Annotated in this window: 19 protein-coding genes; 10 read left to right on the forward strand and 9 right to left on the reverse strand. The window is 59.6% G+C overall.

Annotated elements, in window-relative coordinates; genetic code table 11:
• Nucleotides 1-32: 32 nt before the first annotated feature.
• Nucleotides 33-329, forward strand: coding sequence for an HNH endonuclease (locus ACR0C6_RS17940; RefSeq protein ID WP_171230594.1), 297 nt, complete (start codon nucleotides 33-35; stop codon nucleotides 327-329).
• Here the strand turns inward: ACR0C6_RS17940 and ACR0C6_RS17945 are convergent, their stop codons facing one another.
• Genes ACR0C6_RS17945 through ACR0C6_RS17955 form a run of 3 tightly spaced genes read right to left on the reverse strand, consistent with a single transcriptional unit; the run spans nucleotide 330 to nucleotide 2,412 of the window.
• Complete coding sequence (locus ACR0C6_RS17945; protein ID WP_480620520.1) at nucleotides 330-1,067, reverse strand: VOC family protein; 738 nt, start codon at nucleotides 1,065-1,067, stop codon at nucleotides 330-332.
• Nucleotides 1,064-1,672 (reverse strand): enoyl-CoA hydratase/isomerase family protein, encoded by a 609-nt coding sequence (locus ACR0C6_RS17950; protein WP_480447374.1) that lies wholly within the window; start codon nucleotides 1,670-1,672, stop codon nucleotides 1,064-1,066. Before ACR0C6_RS17950 ends, ACR0C6_RS17945 begins: the two co-directional genes overlap by 4 nt.
• Nucleotides 1,669-2,412, reverse strand: coding sequence for an SDR family oxidoreductase (locus tag ACR0C6_RS17955; RefSeq protein WP_171642135.1), 744 nt, complete (start codon nucleotides 2,410-2,412; stop codon nucleotides 1,669-1,671). Before ACR0C6_RS17955 ends, ACR0C6_RS17950 begins: the two co-directional genes overlap by 4 nt.
• A gap of 107 nt (nucleotides 2,413-2,519) precedes the next feature.
• Between ACR0C6_RS17955 and ACR0C6_RS17960 the strand changes: the two genes are divergently transcribed.
• The 5 genes from ACR0C6_RS17960 to lpxK all read left to right on the forward strand — a co-directional run bounded on the left by ACR0C6_RS17960 (nucleotide 2,520) and on the right by lpxK (nucleotide 8,596).
• Nucleotides 2,520-4,067 (forward strand): DUF2125 domain-containing protein, encoded by a 1,548-nt coding sequence (locus ACR0C6_RS17960; protein WP_480620522.1) that lies wholly within the window; start codon nucleotides 2,520-2,522, stop codon nucleotides 4,065-4,067.
• Nucleotides 4,068-4,239: 172 nt separating this feature from the next.
• Complete coding sequence (locus ACR0C6_RS17965; RefSeq protein WP_480620524.1) at nucleotides 4,240-5,586, forward strand: TldD/PmbA family protein; 1,347 nt, start codon at nucleotides 4,240-4,242, stop codon at nucleotides 5,584-5,586.
• Nucleotides 5,573-6,373, forward strand: a complete 801-nt coding sequence (locus ACR0C6_RS17970) for an inositol monophosphatase family protein (protein ID WP_480620526.1) — start codon at nucleotides 5,573-5,575, stop codon at nucleotides 6,371-6,373. Before ACR0C6_RS17965 ends, ACR0C6_RS17970 begins: the two co-directional genes overlap by 14 nt.
• Complete coding sequence (locus ACR0C6_RS17975; protein WP_480447370.1) at nucleotides 6,370-7,608, forward strand: 3-deoxy-D-manno-octulosonic acid transferase; 1,239 nt, start codon at nucleotides 6,370-6,372, stop codon at nucleotides 7,606-7,608. Before ACR0C6_RS17970 ends, ACR0C6_RS17975 begins: the two co-directional genes overlap by 4 nt.
• Nucleotides 7,595-8,596 (forward strand): tetraacyldisaccharide 4'-kinase, encoded by a 1,002-nt coding sequence (lpxK, locus tag ACR0C6_RS17980; RefSeq protein WP_480620528.1) that lies wholly within the window; start codon nucleotides 7,595-7,597, stop codon nucleotides 8,594-8,596. Before ACR0C6_RS17975 ends, lpxK begins: the two co-directional genes overlap by 14 nt.
• 39 nt (nucleotides 8,597-8,635) lie before the next feature.
• Here lpxK and ACR0C6_RS17985 read toward each other — a convergent pair whose 3' ends face one another.
• Together ACR0C6_RS17985 and ACR0C6_RS17990 are read right to left on the reverse strand one after the other, a co-directional pair.
• Nucleotides 8,636-9,298: a DsbA family protein gene (locus ACR0C6_RS17985; protein ID WP_480620530.1), complete on the reverse strand. Its 663-nt coding sequence runs from the start codon at nucleotides 9,296-9,298 to the stop codon at nucleotides 8,636-8,638.
• 13 nt (nucleotides 9,299-9,311) lie between these two features.
• Nucleotides 9,312-9,818, reverse strand: a complete 507-nt coding sequence (locus tag ACR0C6_RS17990; RefSeq protein ID WP_480620532.1) for a DUF721 domain-containing protein — start codon at nucleotides 9,816-9,818, stop codon at nucleotides 9,312-9,314.
• Between the two features lie 81 nt (nucleotides 9,819-9,899).
• Between ACR0C6_RS17990 and mutY the strand changes: the two genes are divergently transcribed.
• Together mutY and ACR0C6_RS18000 are read left to right on the forward strand one after the other, a co-directional pair.
• A complete protein-coding gene (gene mutY / locus ACR0C6_RS17995) occupies nucleotides 9,900-10,955 on the forward strand; it encodes an A/G-specific adenine glycosylase (protein WP_480620534.1) in 1,056 nt (351 codons plus the stop codon).
• A 61-nt stretch (nucleotides 10,956-11,016) separates the two neighbouring features.
• Complete coding sequence (locus ACR0C6_RS18000) at nucleotides 11,017-12,153, forward strand: alkane 1-monooxygenase (protein WP_480620536.1); 1,137 nt, start codon at nucleotides 11,017-11,019, stop codon at nucleotides 12,151-12,153.
• A 79-nt stretch (nucleotides 12,154-12,232) separates the two neighbouring features.
• Here ACR0C6_RS18000 and ACR0C6_RS18005 read toward each other — a convergent pair whose 3' ends face one another.
• The 4 genes from ACR0C6_RS18005 to ACR0C6_RS18020 form a co-directional block, all read right to left on the reverse strand.
• Nucleotides 12,233-13,615, reverse strand: coding sequence for an adenylate/guanylate cyclase domain-containing protein (locus tag ACR0C6_RS18005; RefSeq protein ID WP_480447364.1), 1,383 nt, complete (start codon nucleotides 13,613-13,615; stop codon nucleotides 12,233-12,235).
• A gap of 140 nt (nucleotides 13,616-13,755) precedes the next feature.
• Nucleotides 13,756-14,856 (reverse strand): site-specific DNA-methyltransferase, encoded by a 1,101-nt coding sequence (locus ACR0C6_RS18010; protein WP_152459284.1) that lies wholly within the window; start codon nucleotides 14,854-14,856, stop codon nucleotides 13,756-13,758.
• A gap of 107 nt (nucleotides 14,857-14,963) precedes the next feature.
• Nucleotides 14,964-15,581, reverse strand: coding sequence for a ribonuclease HII (locus tag ACR0C6_RS18015; RefSeq protein WP_480447362.1), 618 nt, complete (start codon nucleotides 15,579-15,581; stop codon nucleotides 14,964-14,966).
• 110 nt (nucleotides 15,582-15,691) lie between these two features.
• A complete protein-coding gene (locus tag ACR0C6_RS18020) occupies nucleotides 15,692-16,150 on the reverse strand; it encodes a hypothetical protein (protein ID WP_480447361.1) in 459 nt (152 codons plus the stop codon).
• 177 nt (nucleotides 16,151-16,327) lie between these two features.
• Here ACR0C6_RS18020 and ACR0C6_RS18025 point away from each other — a divergent pair, with 177 nt between their 5' ends.
• Together ACR0C6_RS18025 and ACR0C6_RS18030 are read left to right on the forward strand one after the other, a co-directional pair.
• Nucleotides 16,328-16,615, forward strand: a complete 288-nt coding sequence (locus tag ACR0C6_RS18025; protein ID WP_152459287.1) for a hypothetical protein — start codon at nucleotides 16,328-16,330, stop codon at nucleotides 16,613-16,615.
• Nucleotides 16,587-17,288, forward strand: coding sequence for a winged helix-turn-helix domain-containing protein (locus tag ACR0C6_RS18030; RefSeq protein ID WP_152459288.1), 702 nt, complete (start codon nucleotides 16,587-16,589; stop codon nucleotides 17,286-17,288). Before ACR0C6_RS18025 ends, ACR0C6_RS18030 begins: the two co-directional genes overlap by 29 nt.
• Nucleotides 17,289-17,353: the final 65 nt, after the last annotated feature.

Below are 17,353 nucleotides of genomic sequence, written 5' to 3' on the forward strand. Positions count from 1 at the left end.
TCGCCCGTCACAGGCGCAAGTTTCACATCATCATGACGAACAGCGATCCGATCTGCCCGCTTTGCGGCCGCCCGATCCCCGACGGGGCTGGCAGCCTGCATCATCTGATCCCAAAACTCAAAGGAGGCAAGGGCGGACCTACCGTTCTGCTGCATCAGATCTGCCACAAAGAGGTGCACGCCACCCTGACCGAAGCCGAACTGGCACGCAGTTTCAACACGGTCGCGGCCCTGCGTGCGCATCCAAGGCTCGAGAAATTTCTGACTTGGGTTCGCAAACGCCCCCCCGGATTTCGTTCGAAAGTTCCGGGCAAGCGGCGCGGGCGCTGATCAACCTGGCAGGATCTGGTCGCCGACAATATCTGTGAGAGGTTCGGACAGACCTTCGATCTCGATACCCTGAAAGTCCGGCACATGGGCGAATTGTGCGCCCGCAACATGCTGGAATTCCAACGTCGTATAGGCGCGTTTCCACAGCCATTCGCGGTTTTCAACAGCCCAAAGGTCAGGATTGGGCGGGGTTTCGTTGGTAAAGGCATAGAAATGCAGGTCAAAGCCGTAAGGGGCGACCTCCTGCATTGACAGCAACGACATGCCCCGGGCGCGCCAGAACGCGTCTTCGGCGGCAATATCGCCGGTTCGAAGGGTAATCTGACCGATCCGAGCCTGCGCAAAAGGCGCGTCGGGGTCCGCTGCATACGGCGGCCGGTTGCCTTCGAAATCATGTTGCAGCAGTTCGATGACGAACCCTTCGGGATCCGCAAGATGGCACATGTAGCCGATGTCCAGAAACTGGTTCGGCGTGCTCACTGGTACGTCGAACCTGCGCAGATGAGCCGCAGCAAGATCGACATCAGGCACGGTGATTCCTATCTTCCAGTACCGCTGTCCCTTGTCATGGGTGTACCCTCCTCCTCCCGGCAGCAACAAAATATCTGCGTCTGCACTGTCATAGTCGACACGGTAGCCGGTTTCTGCTGGGCCGACGGACATGCCCAGAATGTCGCGATAAAACGCGGCCAGCCGACCCGGGTCAGCGACCCGCAGGCGCAGTGCAGACAGCCTCATGAGCACAACCTTGCGATTCCCGCCGCGATCTCGGGGTCGGCGTTCACGCTGTCGGCCACCAGATCGCGTGCGGTTTGCATCAGATGTTCGGGATCGACAATCCGGTCCACCAGGCCAAATTCATACGCCTCCTGCGCGGTGATTTTCTGACCGGCCATAAGGATCAACTTGGCCCTGGCCGGTCCGACCAGAGCCGCCAGCCGCGCGGGGTCGGACGGTTGTGGCAGAAACCCCAGCTTCATCACCGGATAGAAGAACTTGGCCGACGGCACGGCAATGCGCAGATCGCAGGCCAGCGCCATACCGTTGGCCCCGCCTGCCAAAGTGCCGTTCAGCGCGGCAACGGTCAGACAGGGCAACGCGGCAATGGCGCCGGACAGCCTTTCCCAGACATCCGATTTGGCCAGACCGCCGCGCGCTTCGTCCAGATCTGCCCCGGCGCTGAACACTTTGCCTGCGCCGGTCAGGATCAACGCCTTGGCCTCTGTCGCGGATTCGGCGATCTCGGCCAGTTCCGCGAGCATGGCCCCGGTCAGGGCGTTCGCCTTGCCGGGATTGTTGATCGTGACGGTCCACAGGCCGCCTTCTTTGGTCAAATCGATCATATCAGCCCGGCCCGTTTGCGAATGTCTTCAAGCCGCAGCGAAATTTCAGTGCCAAGAAACTCATCGGCATCATCCGAGCACATCCACAACAGCGCCCGTGCGGGCCAATCAGCGGGGATATGCACATCCCAGTCCAGCTGACTGACGGGATTTATGCCGCTGGCCTTGATCGACCGCTGCATATCGGTGGCCACCGTCCCCGGTGACAGGCCCATGGCGCGAATACCATTATGGGCTTCTTCCAGATGCAGACATTCCGTGAGCATCTTGGCCCCGGCCTTCGAGGCGCAATAGTGGCTCCAGGCCTCGACCGGATTCGATGCAGCACCGGACGAGATCGTCAGAATGCTCCCTCCTCCCGCAGCCCGCATCACTGGCAACGCCGCGCGCATCCCGTAGAAAATACCTTTCAGATTGATGTCGATGGCCTTGCTCCACGCCTCGGTGTCAGCATTCGAGAGATGAAAGATCGGATCGATCACACCCGCGTTGCCGATCAGAACATCCAACCCACCGAACCGGTCCACGCATGTGGCCACGGCTTGTTCCACCTGCGCGAAATCGCTGACGTCACAGGCCAATGCGATGGCCTGATCGCCCAATGCGGCCGCCAGAGCGTCAATCTGGTCCTGGCTGCGAGCCACCAATGCGACATTGGCGCCGGCTGCGGCAAAAACGCGCCCTGCCTCGGCCCCAATTCCTCGGCTGGCCCCGGTTATGAGAACAGTTTTTCCCTGCATTTGCCCTTCCTCACGCATTGTAATCTCTGTCGGCTACAGCCGTAGCGCGTAAACGGGGAAAGGGTCCAGCCCTTGCCCCCTTGACGATACCCGCCACAAAACCGACCATGCGCCACAAATTGATCAAGAAGGGTTACCTTATGTCCGTTTTCCTTCGCCGCAGCTGCGGCGCTGCCCTGGCTTATGCCGTTGCCACCCAAGGGGCGTTTGCCGATCTGTCGGCCGATGACGTCTGGTCCGATTGGCAGAGCTATTTCACCTCGATGGGTTACACCGTCACAGGAGACGAAAGCACCTCGGGCGACGTCACCACGATTTCCAACATGACACTTTCAGTGGCCCTTCCCGAAGAGGACGGACAGTTTCAGATGGTCATGCCGGAAATGACACTGACCGAAAATGGTGACGGGACCGTTACCATTGACCTGCCGGAAAGCTTTCCCATGGAAATCACCGGTCAGGCCGAAGACGAAAACTTCGCAGCCACTGTCACCTATTCCCACAGCCAACTGAACATGGTCGTGTCGGGCACACCGGACGACATGACCTATGACTACAAGGCTGACAATCTGGGCGTAAAACTGGATTCGATTGAGGTCGATGGTGAGGCTCTGCCCAATGATGTGTTTGGCATCGATGTCCAAGCAAGCGATCTGTCCGGCAGCTCGCGGATGCAGATCGGTGACAATCGAAACATCAGCCAGACGTTCAACGCAGCCACGTTAACTTATGATCTGAACTTTCAGGATCCTGAAAGCGGCGAAAACGGGTTGATCAACGGTCAACTGGATCAACTGGCATTCGAGGGCACCAACGTCGTCCCGCCGGATTTTGACTTTTCGGACCCAGAAGCCTTTTACAAAGCCGGTTTTTCCTTTGACGGCACCTTCACCTATGCCGCGGGCAGCACGGATCTGAGCGGGACCAGCGAAGGTCAGGCGTTCTCGATGAACAGCACGTCCGAAGGCGGGCGTTTTGCAGCCAGCATCGATGCAGAGCGTATCGTCTATGACATTGACCAGAACAGCACGAAGATGGCCGTTACCACGGCGGGCCTGCCGTTCCCGATCGAACTTTCGATGGCCAAGGCGGGCCTGAACTTCGAATTCCCCATCCAGCAATCGGACGAGGTTCAACCCTTCGGCTTTGGGCTGAACCTGACCGATTTCACCATGTCGGACATATTGTGGGGCATTTTCGATCCTGCGGGCGCGTTGCCGCGTGATCCGGCGACGATTGCGCTGGATGCGACGGGAACCGCGAAAGTGCTGATGAATATCTTCGATCCTGAAATCGACGTCGAATCCGACGAAGCGCCGGGGGAATTGCACTCGCTGAAGATCAACGAACTGCTGGTTTCGCTGGTTGGCGCCAAACTGACCGGTGACGGTGATTTTGCTTTCGACAACACCAACACCGAAGAGTTTGATGGCCTGCCCAGCCCAAGCGGCGTGGCGAACCTTCAGCTGGTTGGCGCCAACCAGTTGATCGACACCCTGATCGGAATGGGAATCATCTCGGACGAAGACGCGCTGGGCGCCCGCATGATGATGGGTCTGATGGCAGTTCCGGGCGAAGAACCGGACACTTTGAACTCGAAGATCGAGTTCACCGAAGACGGCCAGATCCTCGCGAATGGTCAGCGTATCAAGTGACAATCAACGGAAAGGGCCGCGCAACATGCGGCCCTTTCTCTGTCCTGCCAACCCCTGCCCAAACCTCTGAAACGGCACGGGTTCACCGCGATCCTCAACGCACAATCTGGTCACAGGTCTTGCGAGACGGGCAGTCCAAGGCTAGGTCCTTGGCAATCAACCCGGAGGCCTCATGACCTGCTCACCAGAAGAAATCAGCCATCACTTGCTTGACGTGGCCCGCAAGGCAGGCGCGGACGCGGCGGATGCCATCGTTATCGACGGATCCTCTGTTTCCGTCGAAGTGCGGGGCGGCGCGCTGGAACATGCCGAGCGCTCGGAAGGGACTGATCTGGGATTGCGGGTGTTTCTGGGCAAACGATCCGCCATTGTGTCCAGTTCCGACAGCCGCCCTGAAACCCTGCGCGCCATGGCGGAACGAGCTGTCGCGATGGCCAGGGAGGCCCCCGAAGATCCGTTTTCCGGGCTGGCTGACAAGGACCAGCTGGTCACAGACTGGAACATAGAGTCACTGGAATTGTCAGACCCCGCCCCGGCCCCGTCTTCCGAAGCCCTGATGCAGGATGCTCTGACGGCCGAGGCCGCAGCGCTGGCCGTCGCCGGTGTCACCCAGGTGTCGGATGCGGCCGCAAGTTACGGGACCCACCATGTGCATCTGGCCGCGACAAACGGGTTCACCGGCGGATACGCGCGCAGCAGCAGGTCGGTTTCCTGTGTTGCGATCTCGGGCGAAGGCACCGGGATGGAACGGGACTATGACGGCGACAGCCGGACGTTCCAATCCGACCTGCGCAGCGCGGAAGAAATCGGGCGCACAGCAGGCGAACGCGCCGTGCAACAGGTTGGGGCGCGCAAACCTGTGACGGGAAGTTTTCCGGTGCTCTTCGACGAACGGATCTCGTCTTCGCTCATCGGCCACCTTCTGGCCGCCAGCAATGGCGCGGCGATCGCACGGGGCGCATCCTGGCTCAAGGATTGTTTGGGGCAGGACGTTCTGCCCGCGCACCTGTCCCTGATCGAAGACCCGCACCGCCCGCGCATTTCGGGCTCGCGTCCCTTTGATGCCGAGGGTCTGCCGACACAACGCCGGGCAATCGTGGAAAACGGCGTTCTGACCGGCTGGACGCTGGACCTGTCAAGCGGGCGAAAACTGGATATGGCGTCCACGGGAAATGCGGCGCGTGGGGTCTCGGGCCCGCCATCGCCCAGCAACTGGAACCTGAGCCTGACACAAGGTGACCAAAGCCGCGCCGACCTGCTGCGCGATATGGGGACCGGGTTGCTGGTCACATCCATGATCGGATCGACGATCAACCCCAATACCGGTGACTATTCAAGGGGTGCATCGGGCTTCTGGGTCGAGAATGGCGAGATCACGCATCCGGTCAATGAATGCACCATCGCGGGCAATCTGCGGGACATGCTGCGCCGGATCATCCCGGCGAACGATGCCCGCCCATACCTGTCGCGCGTGGTTCCGTCGCTTCTGATCGAAGGAATGACACTTGCCGGCAACTGATCTGCCCCTGCTGATCGAGGCGGCGCTGGAGGCCGGCAAGATCGCCACGCGCTATTCCGGCACGCAAGCGCAGCGCTGGGACAAACCCGATGGCGCCGGGCCAGTGACCGAGGCAGATCTTGCCGTGAACACGATGCTGGAGGAGCGGTTGTGTTCGGCGCGACCGGGCTATGGCTGGCTCAGTGAGGAATCCGAGGATTCCACCGACCGGCTGGACCGCAGCAGCACTTTCATCATCGACCCGATCGACGGCACCCGAAGCTTTGCAGAAGGCGCGCGCACCTGGGCACATTCCATAGCCGTCGCCGATAACGGCATGGTGACGGCGGCGGTCATTTACCTGCCGATGCGGGATTTGCTGTACACGGCGGCCCAGGGTCAGGGCGCGTCTCTCAATGGTAAGACGATCACGACCTCGGATACCGCAGAGCTTTTGCAATCAAAAATTCTGGCCGCCAAGCCAAATCTTGACGCGCGGCATTGGCGCGACGCGCAGGCGCCAGAATTCGAACGCGCGTATCGACCGTCACTTGCCTATCGCATGGCTTTGGTTGCGCAGGGGCGGTTCGATGGCATGCTGACCCTGCGCCCCAGTTGGGAATGGGATATTGCCGCCGGCGACCTGATCATCCGAGAGGCCGGCGGCATCTGTTCGGACCGTACGGGGCAACGGCTGATCTTCAACAACTTGCATCCCAGGTTGAACGGCGTGATCGCCGCCAGCGCCTTGGTTCATCAGCAATTGTCGGCACTGCTGGATCCGGCCGGGCCGGGAATCGGAACATGAGCAAACCGCGCTCACTCAGCCTGGCCGCCTACAGGGTGTTGTCATGGGGGTTGCGCAACGGGGTTGCGCCGCAATCCAACCTGCCGCGCCCCGAAGGTGAGTTGCTATGGATCCATGTTGCCACCCCGGATCGGCTGCGGGCTGTGACCGACTTCTGCCGTCGGCTGTCGCAGGTCAGGGCCAAGCTGAATTTCCTGCTGACAGCCCCCCCGGATGAGGATCTGTCCAACTGGCCAGACAGCAGGTTCCCTTTGATCAACCTGCCACAGGAACAGAGTGGCGCCGCCCGCGAGTTTATCGAATACTGGCGTCCGAACATGGGGTTGTGGGTCGGTGGCGATCTGATGCCCAACATTGTCACGCGCGCTGACGAACAGGCGATCCCGCTGGTCCTGTTCGACGCCCAATTCAGCGTCACTCTGTCCCGGAACGCCCGTTGGCTGCCGGACATCACGCGGGTGACCTTTGACTGTTTCCGCAAGATTCTCACGCCATCCGCCGAGACGGCTCGGCAGATCCGCCGCCTCGGAATCCAATCCGGAAAAGTTGCGGAATCACCGCCTTTGCGGATCAGCCCCAACCCCCGGCCCTGGCCAGAAGACGAACTCATCGAGACCACTCATACACTTGCCGGGCGTCCGGTTTGGTTGGCGGCATGGGTTCAGGACAAGGAATTCATCTCGGTTCTGACAGCCCACCGTCAGGCGCTGCGGATGCTGCATCGGCTGGTTCTGGTGTTGCACGTGGCAAACGAGCCGGAAGTCACGCCGCTGAGACGGCGGCTGGAATCGATGGACCTGCGCTGCATCAACTGGGATGAAGGGGACATGATTGAAGACACCACTCAGGTCGTCCTGACATCGGACCCCGAAAACCTGGGCCTGTGGCATCGCATGGCACCAGTGACCTTCATGGGCAGTTCGCTGGAACGCAGCGCGGGCGGTCAGGACCCGTCCGAAGCAATCGCGCTGGGGTCTGCGATCATGTTCGGACCATATGTGCACCGCCATCAGGAATTCTATTCCAGCCTGCAACAGGTGAACGCCGCCAAAGAGGTAAAAACGGCCACCGAACTGGGCGACGCCGTTGTGCAGCTTCTGGCGCCGGATCAAGCTGCCGACATGGCGTTGGCTGGATGGCAGTTGTTGACCGAAGGCGCACCGCAGGCTGACGCCCTGATCGAAATGGTACAGGATATTCTGGATCAGCGGAGAGCGGATCATGCGGGCACCTGATTTCTGGAACACGACCCCGGACCAACCGGATCTGAGGGCGCGTCTGCTGGCACCGTTGGGGCGCCTATATGCAGCGGCAACCGCCCGAAGGATCGCCTCGGAATCCGGCGAAAAGCCGGGTGTGCCCGTGATCTGTATCGGCAACCTCAATGCTGGTGGAACCGGTAAAACACCAACGGTGATCTGGACCCTTGAACAGCTTCGAGGCGCCTGGCACGAACCACATGTCGTCACGCGGGGGCACGGAGGCTCTTTGGACGGGCCGGTGCAGGTTGATCCGGCCCGGCACACGGCTGCCGAAGTAGGAGACGAGCCGCTGCTTCTGGCGATGTTTGCCGAAGTCTGGGTTGCCAAGGACAGGGCGGCGGGCGCACGGGCCGCCGCAGCGGCGGGCGCCACGGTAATCGTGCTGGATGACGGGTTTCAAAACCCTTCGGTGGCCAAGGATTTCTCGATCATTGTTGTCGATGCTCAACGCGGGTTCGGAAACGGTTTGTGCCTGCCTGCCGGGCCACTGCGGGAACCGGTCGACATCGGGTTGAAACGGGCCGACCTTGTGTTGTCTCTGGGCGATGAGGCCGCGCAAATGGCTTTCACCGCTCAGTGGGGCGACAAGTTGTCCGTTCCCCATGTCACCGGAGCAATCGAGCCCCTGCAAACCGGCATGGACTGGACCGGCACACGCGCTTTGGCATTTGCTGGTATCGGCCACCCCGAGAAGTTCTTCAAAACCCTGCGGCAGCTGGGCGTAGACCTGGTCCGCGCCGAAGCCCTGGACGATCACCAGCCTCTGACTCAGGCACTGATGGCCCGTCTGGAAAACGAGGCGCGCCAACTGGGTGCTCAGATGATAACGACCGAGAAAGATGCCGTACGTCTGCCCCCGGCTTTTCGGAGCAAAGTGATCACTCTGCCGGTGCGTCTGCGAGTCGGCGAAACTGACAAGGTCCGCGACATGCTGCTGAAGGCAGCACCTGCACCCCAATAGGCCCGGTCGGCCCAGACAGGGCCAACCGGAAAAGGGTGTTTAGCCACCCAGTTCGTCTTGGATCAGCTTTTTGAAGTCAGCGTAGGACTGGTTGTCGACCTTCTTGCCGTTCACCACAAATGATGGCGTCGCCTGGATACCATCGCGTTCGGCGTTTTCCTGATACCACGCAGCCAATGTCCGCGCCTTGGTACCGTCTTGCAGGCAAGCCTCGAGCTGATCGCCATCGATGCCGGCCAAACGACCGATCTTGCGCAGCTCGTCCACGATCTCGGCCGGACCACCTGCGCGTGTCCATTCTGCCTGCCCTTCATAGATCAGGTCTGTGATACCGAAGAACTTTTCGGGGCCAGCGCAGCGTGCAACCATCGATGCCCAAAGGCCGTAGCGGTCAAAATACACCTCACGATAGGTAAACTTGACCTTGCCGGTGTCGATGAAGTCTTTCTTGAGTTGTTTGAAGGCGCCCTGATGGAAACTCGCGCAATGCGGGCAGGTATAGGACGCATATTCGATGATTTCGACAGGTGCATCCTCGGCGCCCAGCACCATCTCGACGATCGTCGAAGTATCAAGGTCTGCCTCCTGCGCTTCGGCGGCACTGACCAGTGGAATGGTGACATTGGTGTTCGACCCTGTCAGCCAATAGCCGCCAGCGGCCACGGCGACGGCCGCACAGATTACGGTTGCAATACGGCTCATTTTCAGCCCTTTCTCAGCGTTTCTGTTTGGATAAAACGTTGCGCCCGAGACGTTCAAGAGCCGCGCGCAAATCTTCATCATGTACATCGCGTGACATTTTGTCGGCCTCGGCGGCAATGTCAGGCGCAATCTGGGGTTTGGCTTGCTTCGGCTTGTGGTCGAAACTGGCCTGCCCCTCGGCAAATCCGGTCGGAGCGGTCTGGGTGATACGGACACGGCTGATGGCGTTATAGCCATAGACCGCGTTTACCTTGCCGCGCAGCTTTTCCTTCTGCATTTCCAGCATCGGAGCCTGTGGCCCGGTCGTCAACACGGTCAGGGTGGCACCAAATCCGCCCTTGCCATAACCCACTTTGACCGGGCGCGCGATGGCGGCGGTTTCCTGGCCGACAATCTCGGCCCAGTGGGTCAAAAGCCGTGACACGGCAAACCCCCGGCTTTCCCCGGCGCGCCGGATCTGATCGTTCAGCAAGGATGCGGTGCGTTTGAACCCGCGGGTCGAAGAACGTCTGCGTTGCATCTGGTTTCCTGCTCCTACACCTCTATTGTACTGGGCAGGCCACCATGTGCCAGCGAAACCCGACCGGGAGTTGAATAAAACTTGCGTGACTCTGCTGAAATCATCGTCAGTGATGCGTTGCTGGAATGGTACGACCGCCACGCCCGCGAAATGCCATGGCGCATCGGTCCGGCAGATCGCGCCGCCGGGATGCGCCCCGATCCCTATCGGGTCTGGCTGTCCGAAGTGATGTTGCAGCAAACAACAGTTGCCGCCGTTCGCGACTATTTCCTGCGCTTCACCACCCGCTGGCCTACGGTTCAAGCTCTGGCCGCCGCACCGGACGATCAGGTCATGGGGGAATGGGCCGGGCTTGGCTATTACGCCCGCGCCCGCAATCTTTTGAAATGCGCCCGTGCCGTCACGCAGGGCTACGATGGCCGGTTTCCTGACAGCTTTGAAGCGCTGCTGAACCTACCCGGCATAGGCCCCTATACCGCCGCAGCGATCTCGGCCATAGCGTTTGATCGGCCTGAAACCGTGCTGGACGGAAACGTCGAGCGTGTCATGGCCCGGCTCCATGACATTCACGATCCGCTACCCGGGTCCAAACCCCTGCTGAAGGAAAAGGCGTCGGCCCTGACCCCGGCCATACGTCCGGGCGATTACGCGCAGGCCGTCATGGATTTGGGGGCAACCATCTGCACACCGAAGTCGCCGGCATGTGGCATCTGCCCCCTGCGTGACCCCTGTCAGAGCCGCGTCGCAGGCACCCAATCCGACCTGCCACGAAAAACGCCCAAAAAGCCCAAACCCACGCGGTATGGGCACGTGTATGTTGCGCAAAGCGCAGACGGGGCCATGGTGCTGGAACGCCGGCCTGACAAAGGTCTGCTGGGCGGAATGCTGGGCTGGCCCGGATCAGAGTGGAACGATGCCCCGACCGAACGTGCCCCGTTCCCTGCGAATTGGAAGATGTTGCCGGGCGAAGTGCGCCACACATTTACACATTTCCACCTGATTTTGCGGATCTGGACCACGGATGCCGCTGATCACGACGTACCCGAACATCTGACGGTCGTCGACAAGCACAGCTTCAGGCCCGGCGACCTGCCAACCGTGATGCGCAAGGCCTATGATCTTTGGCGAGGACAATAAGTCCGCTGTGCAAGTCTTCGGGCCATGTCTAGGGTATGTCCAAAAAGTCGGAGCAGAAAAGATGATCGCAACTGGCACATTGTCCCGCTGGCAATCTGCATCCCCTTTCTGGGTGTCGCTGCTACTGATCCCGCTGGTCTGGTTTTCAGCTGCTACCGGTGGATGGTCACTGCTGCTGGTTCCTGCCGCAACCTGGTGGGCTTTTGCAGTGCTGGACCGGATCACCGGGCTCAACACTCAAAACGCCGACCCCGAGACGCCGGACACGGCGCTGCAATGGTACATATTACTAATAAAACTCTGGGCCCCGATCCAGTTCGTCACCCTTTTTAGTCTGATCTGGTACGCAACCCACAACACCCATCTGTCAACGCTTGAGAAAATCGGCCTCTTCTTTGGCATGGGCGTCATTTCGGGCACGATTGGGATCAATTACAGCCACGAGTTGATGCACCAGAAAAGCCGCTTGGAACGCTGGCTTGGGGACATCCTTCTTGCCATGGTGCTGTATTCTCATTTTCGGTCCGAGCACCTGTTGGTCCATCACCGCCATGTTGGCACCCCGCGCGATCCGGTGTCGGCGCGCTACAACGAAGGGTTCCATCGCTTCTATCCCCGCGTTCTGTGGCAATGCTGGGTTTCGGCCTTCAACGCCGAGCGCAACAAGCTGGCCCGCATCGATAGACAGTGGACAGATCGTTCAAACCCGTTCTGGCGGTACTGGGCGCTGCAAGGTGGGATGCTGGCACTGGCCGGCCTGATCGGAGGATGGTCCGGCGTGGCGCTGTTTCTGCTGCAGGCTAGTGTCGCAATATGGCAGCTCGAGCTGGTCAATTACGTCGAGCATTACGGCCTGACCCGAAAACACCTGGGCGACGGACGGTACGAGCATGTCCTGCCACGCCATTCCTGGAATGCCTCGCAGAAAGCTTCGAACTGGTTGCTGATCAATCTTCAGCGCCATTCGGACCACCATTACAAACCCAACCGCCGGTTTCCGCTGCTGCAACATCACGCGTCGGACACAGCCCCGCAATTGCCCTATGGCTATCCCGTCATGACCGTGTTCGCCATGATCCCTCCGCTGTGGCGGCGGGTCATGAACCCGCGCGTTCGCGCGTGGCGACGCCACTATTATCCCGAGATCTCCGACTGGCACCCCTACAACAAATCTTTGAACCCCATGCCCAAAGCGTGACTGCAGCGCGCACAGGCGCGCTGCTTGGCCCAACTGTCAGCACTGCATCTGCGATGCTGTTCTGACGGGCGGGAGGCCCTCAGCTTTTCATCATCCAGACATCCATCGGCGCCTCGACCCCTCGCACGGTTTGGTCGCGGCAGGCAACAAAACCGGCCATGACCTCCGGCGCCTGCGGGTTTTCTTCCGCAACCCGCAAACGCACGGCATCGCTGACAACGATACGCGCCTTGAAATCACGCGTCAGTGCCTCAAGCTTGGCCGCCACATTGACCGCATCGCCAATCACCGCGAATTCCAACCGGTTGGCACCGATATCCCCAAGTACGACCGAGCCGTAATGCACCCCAACGCCGACATGGATTTCAGGCTCACCCGCCCGGCGGCGTTCCAGATTCCAACGGTCGATCACACCCACCATCGCACGCGCGCAGTCCAGGGCATTACTCGCGTCCAGGGGCGTTGGCACCGGAGTGCCGAAGGTCGCCATCAAACCGTCGCCCAGATACTTGTCCAAGGTCCCGTGGTGCCGGAATACCTCGGTTTCCATACGGGCATGAAACCCGCGCAGAACCTCGATCACTTCATAGGGATCCCGCCCGGCGGCGTATTTGGTGAATCCGACGATATCGATGAACAGAACGGCCACATCTTCTTTGCGGACCTGTTTCAGCGGCTCATCGTTCTGGCTCAGCTCATCCACCACGTTGGGTGAGAAATACCGCGACAGGTTGGCCCGCTCCCGTTCCAGTCCCGCGTTGTTCATCAACAATTGATTGAGACGCCGCATCGAAATGCCCAGCGTTACCGCGACCATTATGAATACGATCACTTGCTGGATACGTTGAGGGATCATGAAACTGTTGGGGTCCAACAGCTCGGCAACATCCGGATAGCCCTGCAAAGCCTCTGCAACCTTTTCGCTGATCCCCGGAATCGGCGTTGCCAACCACGAGGCAACGATCCAACCGATCGTCCACATCAATGCCGTCCACGAACCGATGGCAATGACCGTGCGCCAGGAATAGGCCAAGGTTCCAGCCGCCAGGATGACGAAAAAGTACTGAAAGTTGTCGAACCGGTATTGCATGGCCAGAGGGCGGACATCGTCACTGAACGGGTTGGGCACGATCATTCCAAGGGTCATGATCAGCAGATCCACGAAGATCAAAAGAAGCTCGACCCGCGATTGCCCCACCCGACCGGAACGGCGGATCAGCCAACCGTTGGCGCAGATCAGCAGCAGAATGAAGTGATACCAAAGCACCTCCCATTGCGGGTTCAGGAAAACCAGAAGAACCCCGGTCAGTGCCATCGCCACCCAACGCGCGCGGACGGCCAGTTCCAACCCTTCTCGCTTGTGCCGCTCCAACGCGGCCTCGGTGTATTTGTTGTCCAGATCGAACGTGTCAGGTTGCGTGAAAAACAGACTGCGGCGGGGCTGCGCGGTTGTCTCGGTCATGGCCGTGATCTTTCTTGCAGTGTCAGGGTCAACAACATGCAATCACTGTTGATGCCAAAACAAAAGACCCCGCCGTAGGATCGGCGGGGCAAGGCGTAGTGCCTTGTGTCAGGCCACAGGCACCGGCGGTGTTCTTTGTATCAGTTCATCTCGGCCCGGATCTGCTGGCGCAGAACGTCGATCGGAACCGTTTTGCCGTCACGCTTGAAGCACCAATAGGTCCAGCCATTGCAGGACGGAGCATTTTCCAGATGGGCGCCCACCTGATGGATCGAGCCTTTGACGTTGTCACCGACCAATGTGCCATCGGCCCGGACTTTGGCCTTGTGACGCCGGTTCATGGAATAAAGCTCTTCGCCCGGGCGCAGCATCCCACGCTCGACCAGCTGGCCGAAGGGAACGCGGGGTTCGGCGCGCTTGCTGGCGCTGACTTCCAGAGCCTCACGATCGAATTTGCGGACCTTGGCAATGCGCTTCTCGGCCACCTTGCGGTAGCTTTCCTCGCGTTCGATACCAATGAACTCGCGGCCCAGCATCTTGGCGACGGCTCCGGTCGTTCCGGTGCCGAAGAACGGATCCAGCACCACGTCCCCGGGGTTGGTCGAGCCGATCAGAACACGGTGCAGCAGTGATTCCGGCTTTTGCGTCGGGTGTGCCTTGTCACCGTTTTCATCCTTCAGACGTTCATGCCCGGTGCAGATCGGCAGCACCCAGTCGCTGCGCATCTGCACGCCTTCGTTCAGGGCCTTAAGCGCCTCATAGTTGAAGGTGTACTTGGCCCCTTCGCGCTTGGATGCCCAGATCATCGTCTCATGCGCGTTGGTAAAACGTTTGCCACGGAAGTTGGGCATCGGGTTTGATTTGCGCCAGACCACATCGTTCAAAATCCAATAGCCCTCGTCCTGCAACGCCGAACCAACGCGGAAGATGTTGTGGTAAGAGCCGATCACCCAAATCGCACCATTTGGCTTGAGCAGACGGCGCGCCGCCTTCAACCACGCGCGGGTGAATTGGTCATAGGCACCAAAGCTGGAAAACTGATCCCAGTGATCATCCACCGCATCCACCTGAGAGTTGTCCGGACGATGCAGCTGACCTTTCAACTGCAAATTATAGGGCGGATCCGCAAAAATCAGGTCAACGGATGCCTCGGGAAGACTGTTCATCACTTCGATGCAGTCCCCGGATAGAATCGTGTTTAAAGGGGGCGCTATTGCGCCCTTTTTGGTGGTTGTCGTCATATCACTGCCTCAAGTGTCCACGGCGCTTTTGCGCTCATTTGGTTGAGACAAGGATGAGTCAAAGACGAATCGGCGTCAATTTCTTTTTTGAATCAGCAACTTACGATTTACTCTTGATACAAGATATTGTGCACCGGCTTGAACGAACGTCTATGGTGTGGGGTCACGCCAAGATTTTGAAGTGCTTCCTTGTGTTGTTTTGACGGATAACCGGCGTTGGTTTCCCATCCATATCCCGGATGCTGTTGCGCCAAATCCACCATCACCTGATCGCGCCAGTTTTTCGCAAGGATCGACGCGGCTGCAATCGACACCGATCGGGCATCCCCCTTCACGACGGCCTGCGACGGGGTTTTCAGGCCGCGTGGAATCATGTTCCCGTCGATCAGCAGGAAATCGGGGGCCGGTGTCAGTGCCTCGACTGCGCGCAGCATCGCCAGATGCGATGCCCTGAGGATGTTGATCTCGTCAATCTCGGCGACCGAGGCTTCGGCCACGGCAAACTCGGCGCTGTGCCGGATCTCGGCATCCAGCGCGGCCCGACGTCTGGCCGTCAGCTTCTTGGAATCATTCAACCCTTCGGGGATGGTCTGTGGGTTCAGGATCACCGCTGCCGCGACGACCGGGCCGGCCAAAGGGCCGCGCCCGACCTCATCCACACCCGCGATACGGCAATGGCCCCGGTCCAGCAGCGCCTGTTCAAGTTCGAAATCTGGTTTTGTCATCCTTTTGGAAAACCGTGTTTCACACAGCGCCGCAAGAAAAAAAGAGAGGGCAGCCCACACCACCCTCTCTCACGCGGCGCGTCTTTGGCGCCGCTCCTGCTCAACCGGTGTTACTGGTAAACGACACGGTATCCTTTCTGGCGCAGGCACGCGGGTTCGTATGCCCGCTTGACCTTTTGGCCATTCCAGAAACCGACTTTGCACTCTTGCGGCAGGCTTTTGGCATGTTTGTAGTGCTTCTTGAGGCATTTCGGCCCAAGCAACGGATGATCCTGTGAATACCCGTTGAATGTGCGCAGGCAGCGCTGGGGCAGATCATAACGCGCCACGTGCGGCGGCAGAGGGCGCACCGGCTGCGGCGTGTAAGGTGCCGGGGTATAGGTCTGATGGCGAGTCGCCCGATCCTTTTTCTTTTCCTTGTTGTAATAGTGAACCCCGGCCCCGATGAGCGCGATGGCCGCCAGCCCGCCAAGAATGTCCTTTGCGTCCGCGGCCCGTGCCTGAGACGCAGAAACTCCGGTTATTGCAACCGCGGTCGCAACGATGAAAGCGATGAATTTCCTGTGCATGATGCGTGTCCTTCATAGTGTTTGGGCGACCGTGTGACGGAGCGCGTCCAGATTGCCCTGACACTTGGGGGCGACCGGTCCAGACAAGCAATAACGGCCCGGTGTTATCGGATATCAGAGCCCGCAAACCCCTTGGGTTATTGAATATCGCGGCAACTCATGCGCAGGATGCGGCCTATGAAACAAATCCTCTCTTCTCTGACCTTTGCGGCCCTGATATCGCTTGGCTCTGCTGCGTCTGCGGCGGATTGCTATGCGGACTACAAGGCCAAGAAAGACAACCCGCTGCGTCTGCACTATGGGGTCATTCAGGTCTCGAACTGCGACAAGGGCCAGGCCCAGGCAGAAATCGCCCAGCGCCTGAGCGCGTCAGGCTGGACCTTGCTTGAAGTGCAGTCCGTTTTCGGGCCGGAAGGGTTGGATCAGAGGAAAGGCAATGCCGGAAAATTCTATCTCCGTTTCTGACGCGCGCCGGTCGGGGGTCCGTCTGGTCGTGCTGGGCGTCGCAGCCATTGTCGCCATTCTGATCACCGCCGCCGTTTTCCTGTTCTGGACCCTGCCGGACGCCAACGCATTCAACGCACGGGTCGAGCGATTGTTCATCGAGACCGATCTGACCTCGCAAACCGAAATCCGGTTGCTTGAAATTCTGGCCCAGTCCGGCACCGCCTTCGCCGACACCCTGTCCAGTTATCGGATGGTGATCTATGTGCTGCTGGTTTTTGCCTGCGCCATGATGGCCTCGGCATTGGTCTTTCTGGTGATGCTGGTACTGCTGAACCGACGCATGGCGCAGATCGAACGCACCGGCATTCAGGTGACCTCGTTGCTGATCAGCCGCGAGGAAAACACCGTCTACCTCAACAACATGGATTTCAAACTCACGCCCGCCGCCATGGAAACCCTGTCTGTTCTGGCTGAATCCCGGCTGGATGATGAGGTTTTGTCCGGCGCCCAGATCGAGGCGATGATTTCCGGCCGCAATGAGGCCGATTGCGACGAAGCCGCAGGCGCGACACGGATAAAACGGTTGCGGGATGCGCTTGGCAACCAGATGGTCAGTGAACTTCTGGTCAAGAACATCGCCAAAAAAGGGTATATGCTGTCCATCGAAAAAGACGTGATACAAATGGTCTGAGCCTTGCTGCATGACCGTATGCGTTGGCACTTTTCCGTTCTGCGCCTCTTGGAATGTGGGATGCA

It is taken from the genome of Ruegeria sp. AL12 (assembly GCF_056540885.1).

Bases quoted from the DNA above. Each gene is read 5' to 3' on its own strand.
- ACR0C6_RS17940 (WP_171230594.1), top strand. From the start codon at position 33: ATGACGAACAGCGATCCGATCTGCCCGCTTTGCGGCCGCCCGATCCCC.
- ACR0C6_RS17945 (WP_480620520.1), bottom strand. From the start codon at position 1,067: ATGAGGCTGTCTGCACTGCGCCTGCGGGTCGCTGACCCGGGTCGGCTG.
- ACR0C6_RS17950 (WP_480447374.1), bottom strand. From the start codon at position 1,672: ATGATCGATTTGACCAAAGAAGGCGGCCTGTGGACCGTCACGATCAAC.
- ACR0C6_RS17955 (WP_171642135.1), bottom strand. From the start codon at position 2,412: ATGCAGGGAAAAACTGTTCTCATAACCGGGGCCAGCCGAGGAATTGGG.
- ACR0C6_RS17960 (WP_480620522.1), top strand. From the start codon at position 2,520: ATGCGCCACAAATTGATCAAGAAGGGTTACCTTATGTCCGTTTTCCTT.
- ACR0C6_RS17965 (WP_480620524.1), top strand. From the start codon at position 4,240: ATGACCTGCTCACCAGAAGAAATCAGCCATCACTTGCTTGACGTGGCC.
- ACR0C6_RS17975 (WP_480447370.1), top strand. From the start codon at position 6,370: ATGAGCAAACCGCGCTCACTCAGCCTGGCCGCCTACAGGGTGTTGTCA.
- lpxK (WP_480620528.1), top strand. From the start codon at position 7,595: ATGCGGGCACCTGATTTCTGGAACACGACCCCGGACCAACCGGATCTG.
- ACR0C6_RS17985 (WP_480620530.1), bottom strand. From the start codon at position 9,298: ATGAGCCGTATTGCAACCGTAATCTGTGCGGCCGTCGCCGTGGCCGCT.
- ACR0C6_RS17990 (WP_480620532.1), bottom strand. From the start codon at position 9,818: ATGCAACGCAGACGTTCTTCGACCCGCGGGTTCAAACGCACCGCATCC.
- ACR0C6_RS18000 (WP_480620536.1), top strand. From the start codon at position 11,017: ATGATCGCAACTGGCACATTGTCCCGCTGGCAATCTGCATCCCCTTTC.
- ACR0C6_RS18005 (WP_480447364.1), bottom strand. From the start codon at position 13,615: ATGACCGAGACAACCGCGCAGCCCCGCCGCAGTCTGTTTTTCACGCAA.
- ACR0C6_RS18010 (WP_152459284.1), bottom strand. From the start codon at position 14,856: ATGACGACAACCACCAAAAAGGGCGCAATAGCGCCCCCTTTAAACACG.
- ACR0C6_RS18015 (WP_480447362.1), bottom strand. From the start codon at position 15,581: ATGACAAAACCAGATTTCGAACTTGAACAGGCGCTGCTGGACCGGGGC.
- ACR0C6_RS18020 (WP_480447361.1), bottom strand. From the start codon at position 16,150: ATGCACAGGAAATTCATCGCTTTCATCGTTGCGACCGCGGTTGCAATA.
- ACR0C6_RS18025 (WP_152459287.1), top strand. From the start codon at position 16,328: ATGAAACAAATCCTCTCTTCTCTGACCTTTGCGGCCCTGATATCGCTT.
- ACR0C6_RS18030 (WP_152459288.1), top strand. From the start codon at position 16,587: ATGCCGGAAAATTCTATCTCCGTTTCTGACGCGCGCCGGTCGGGGGTC.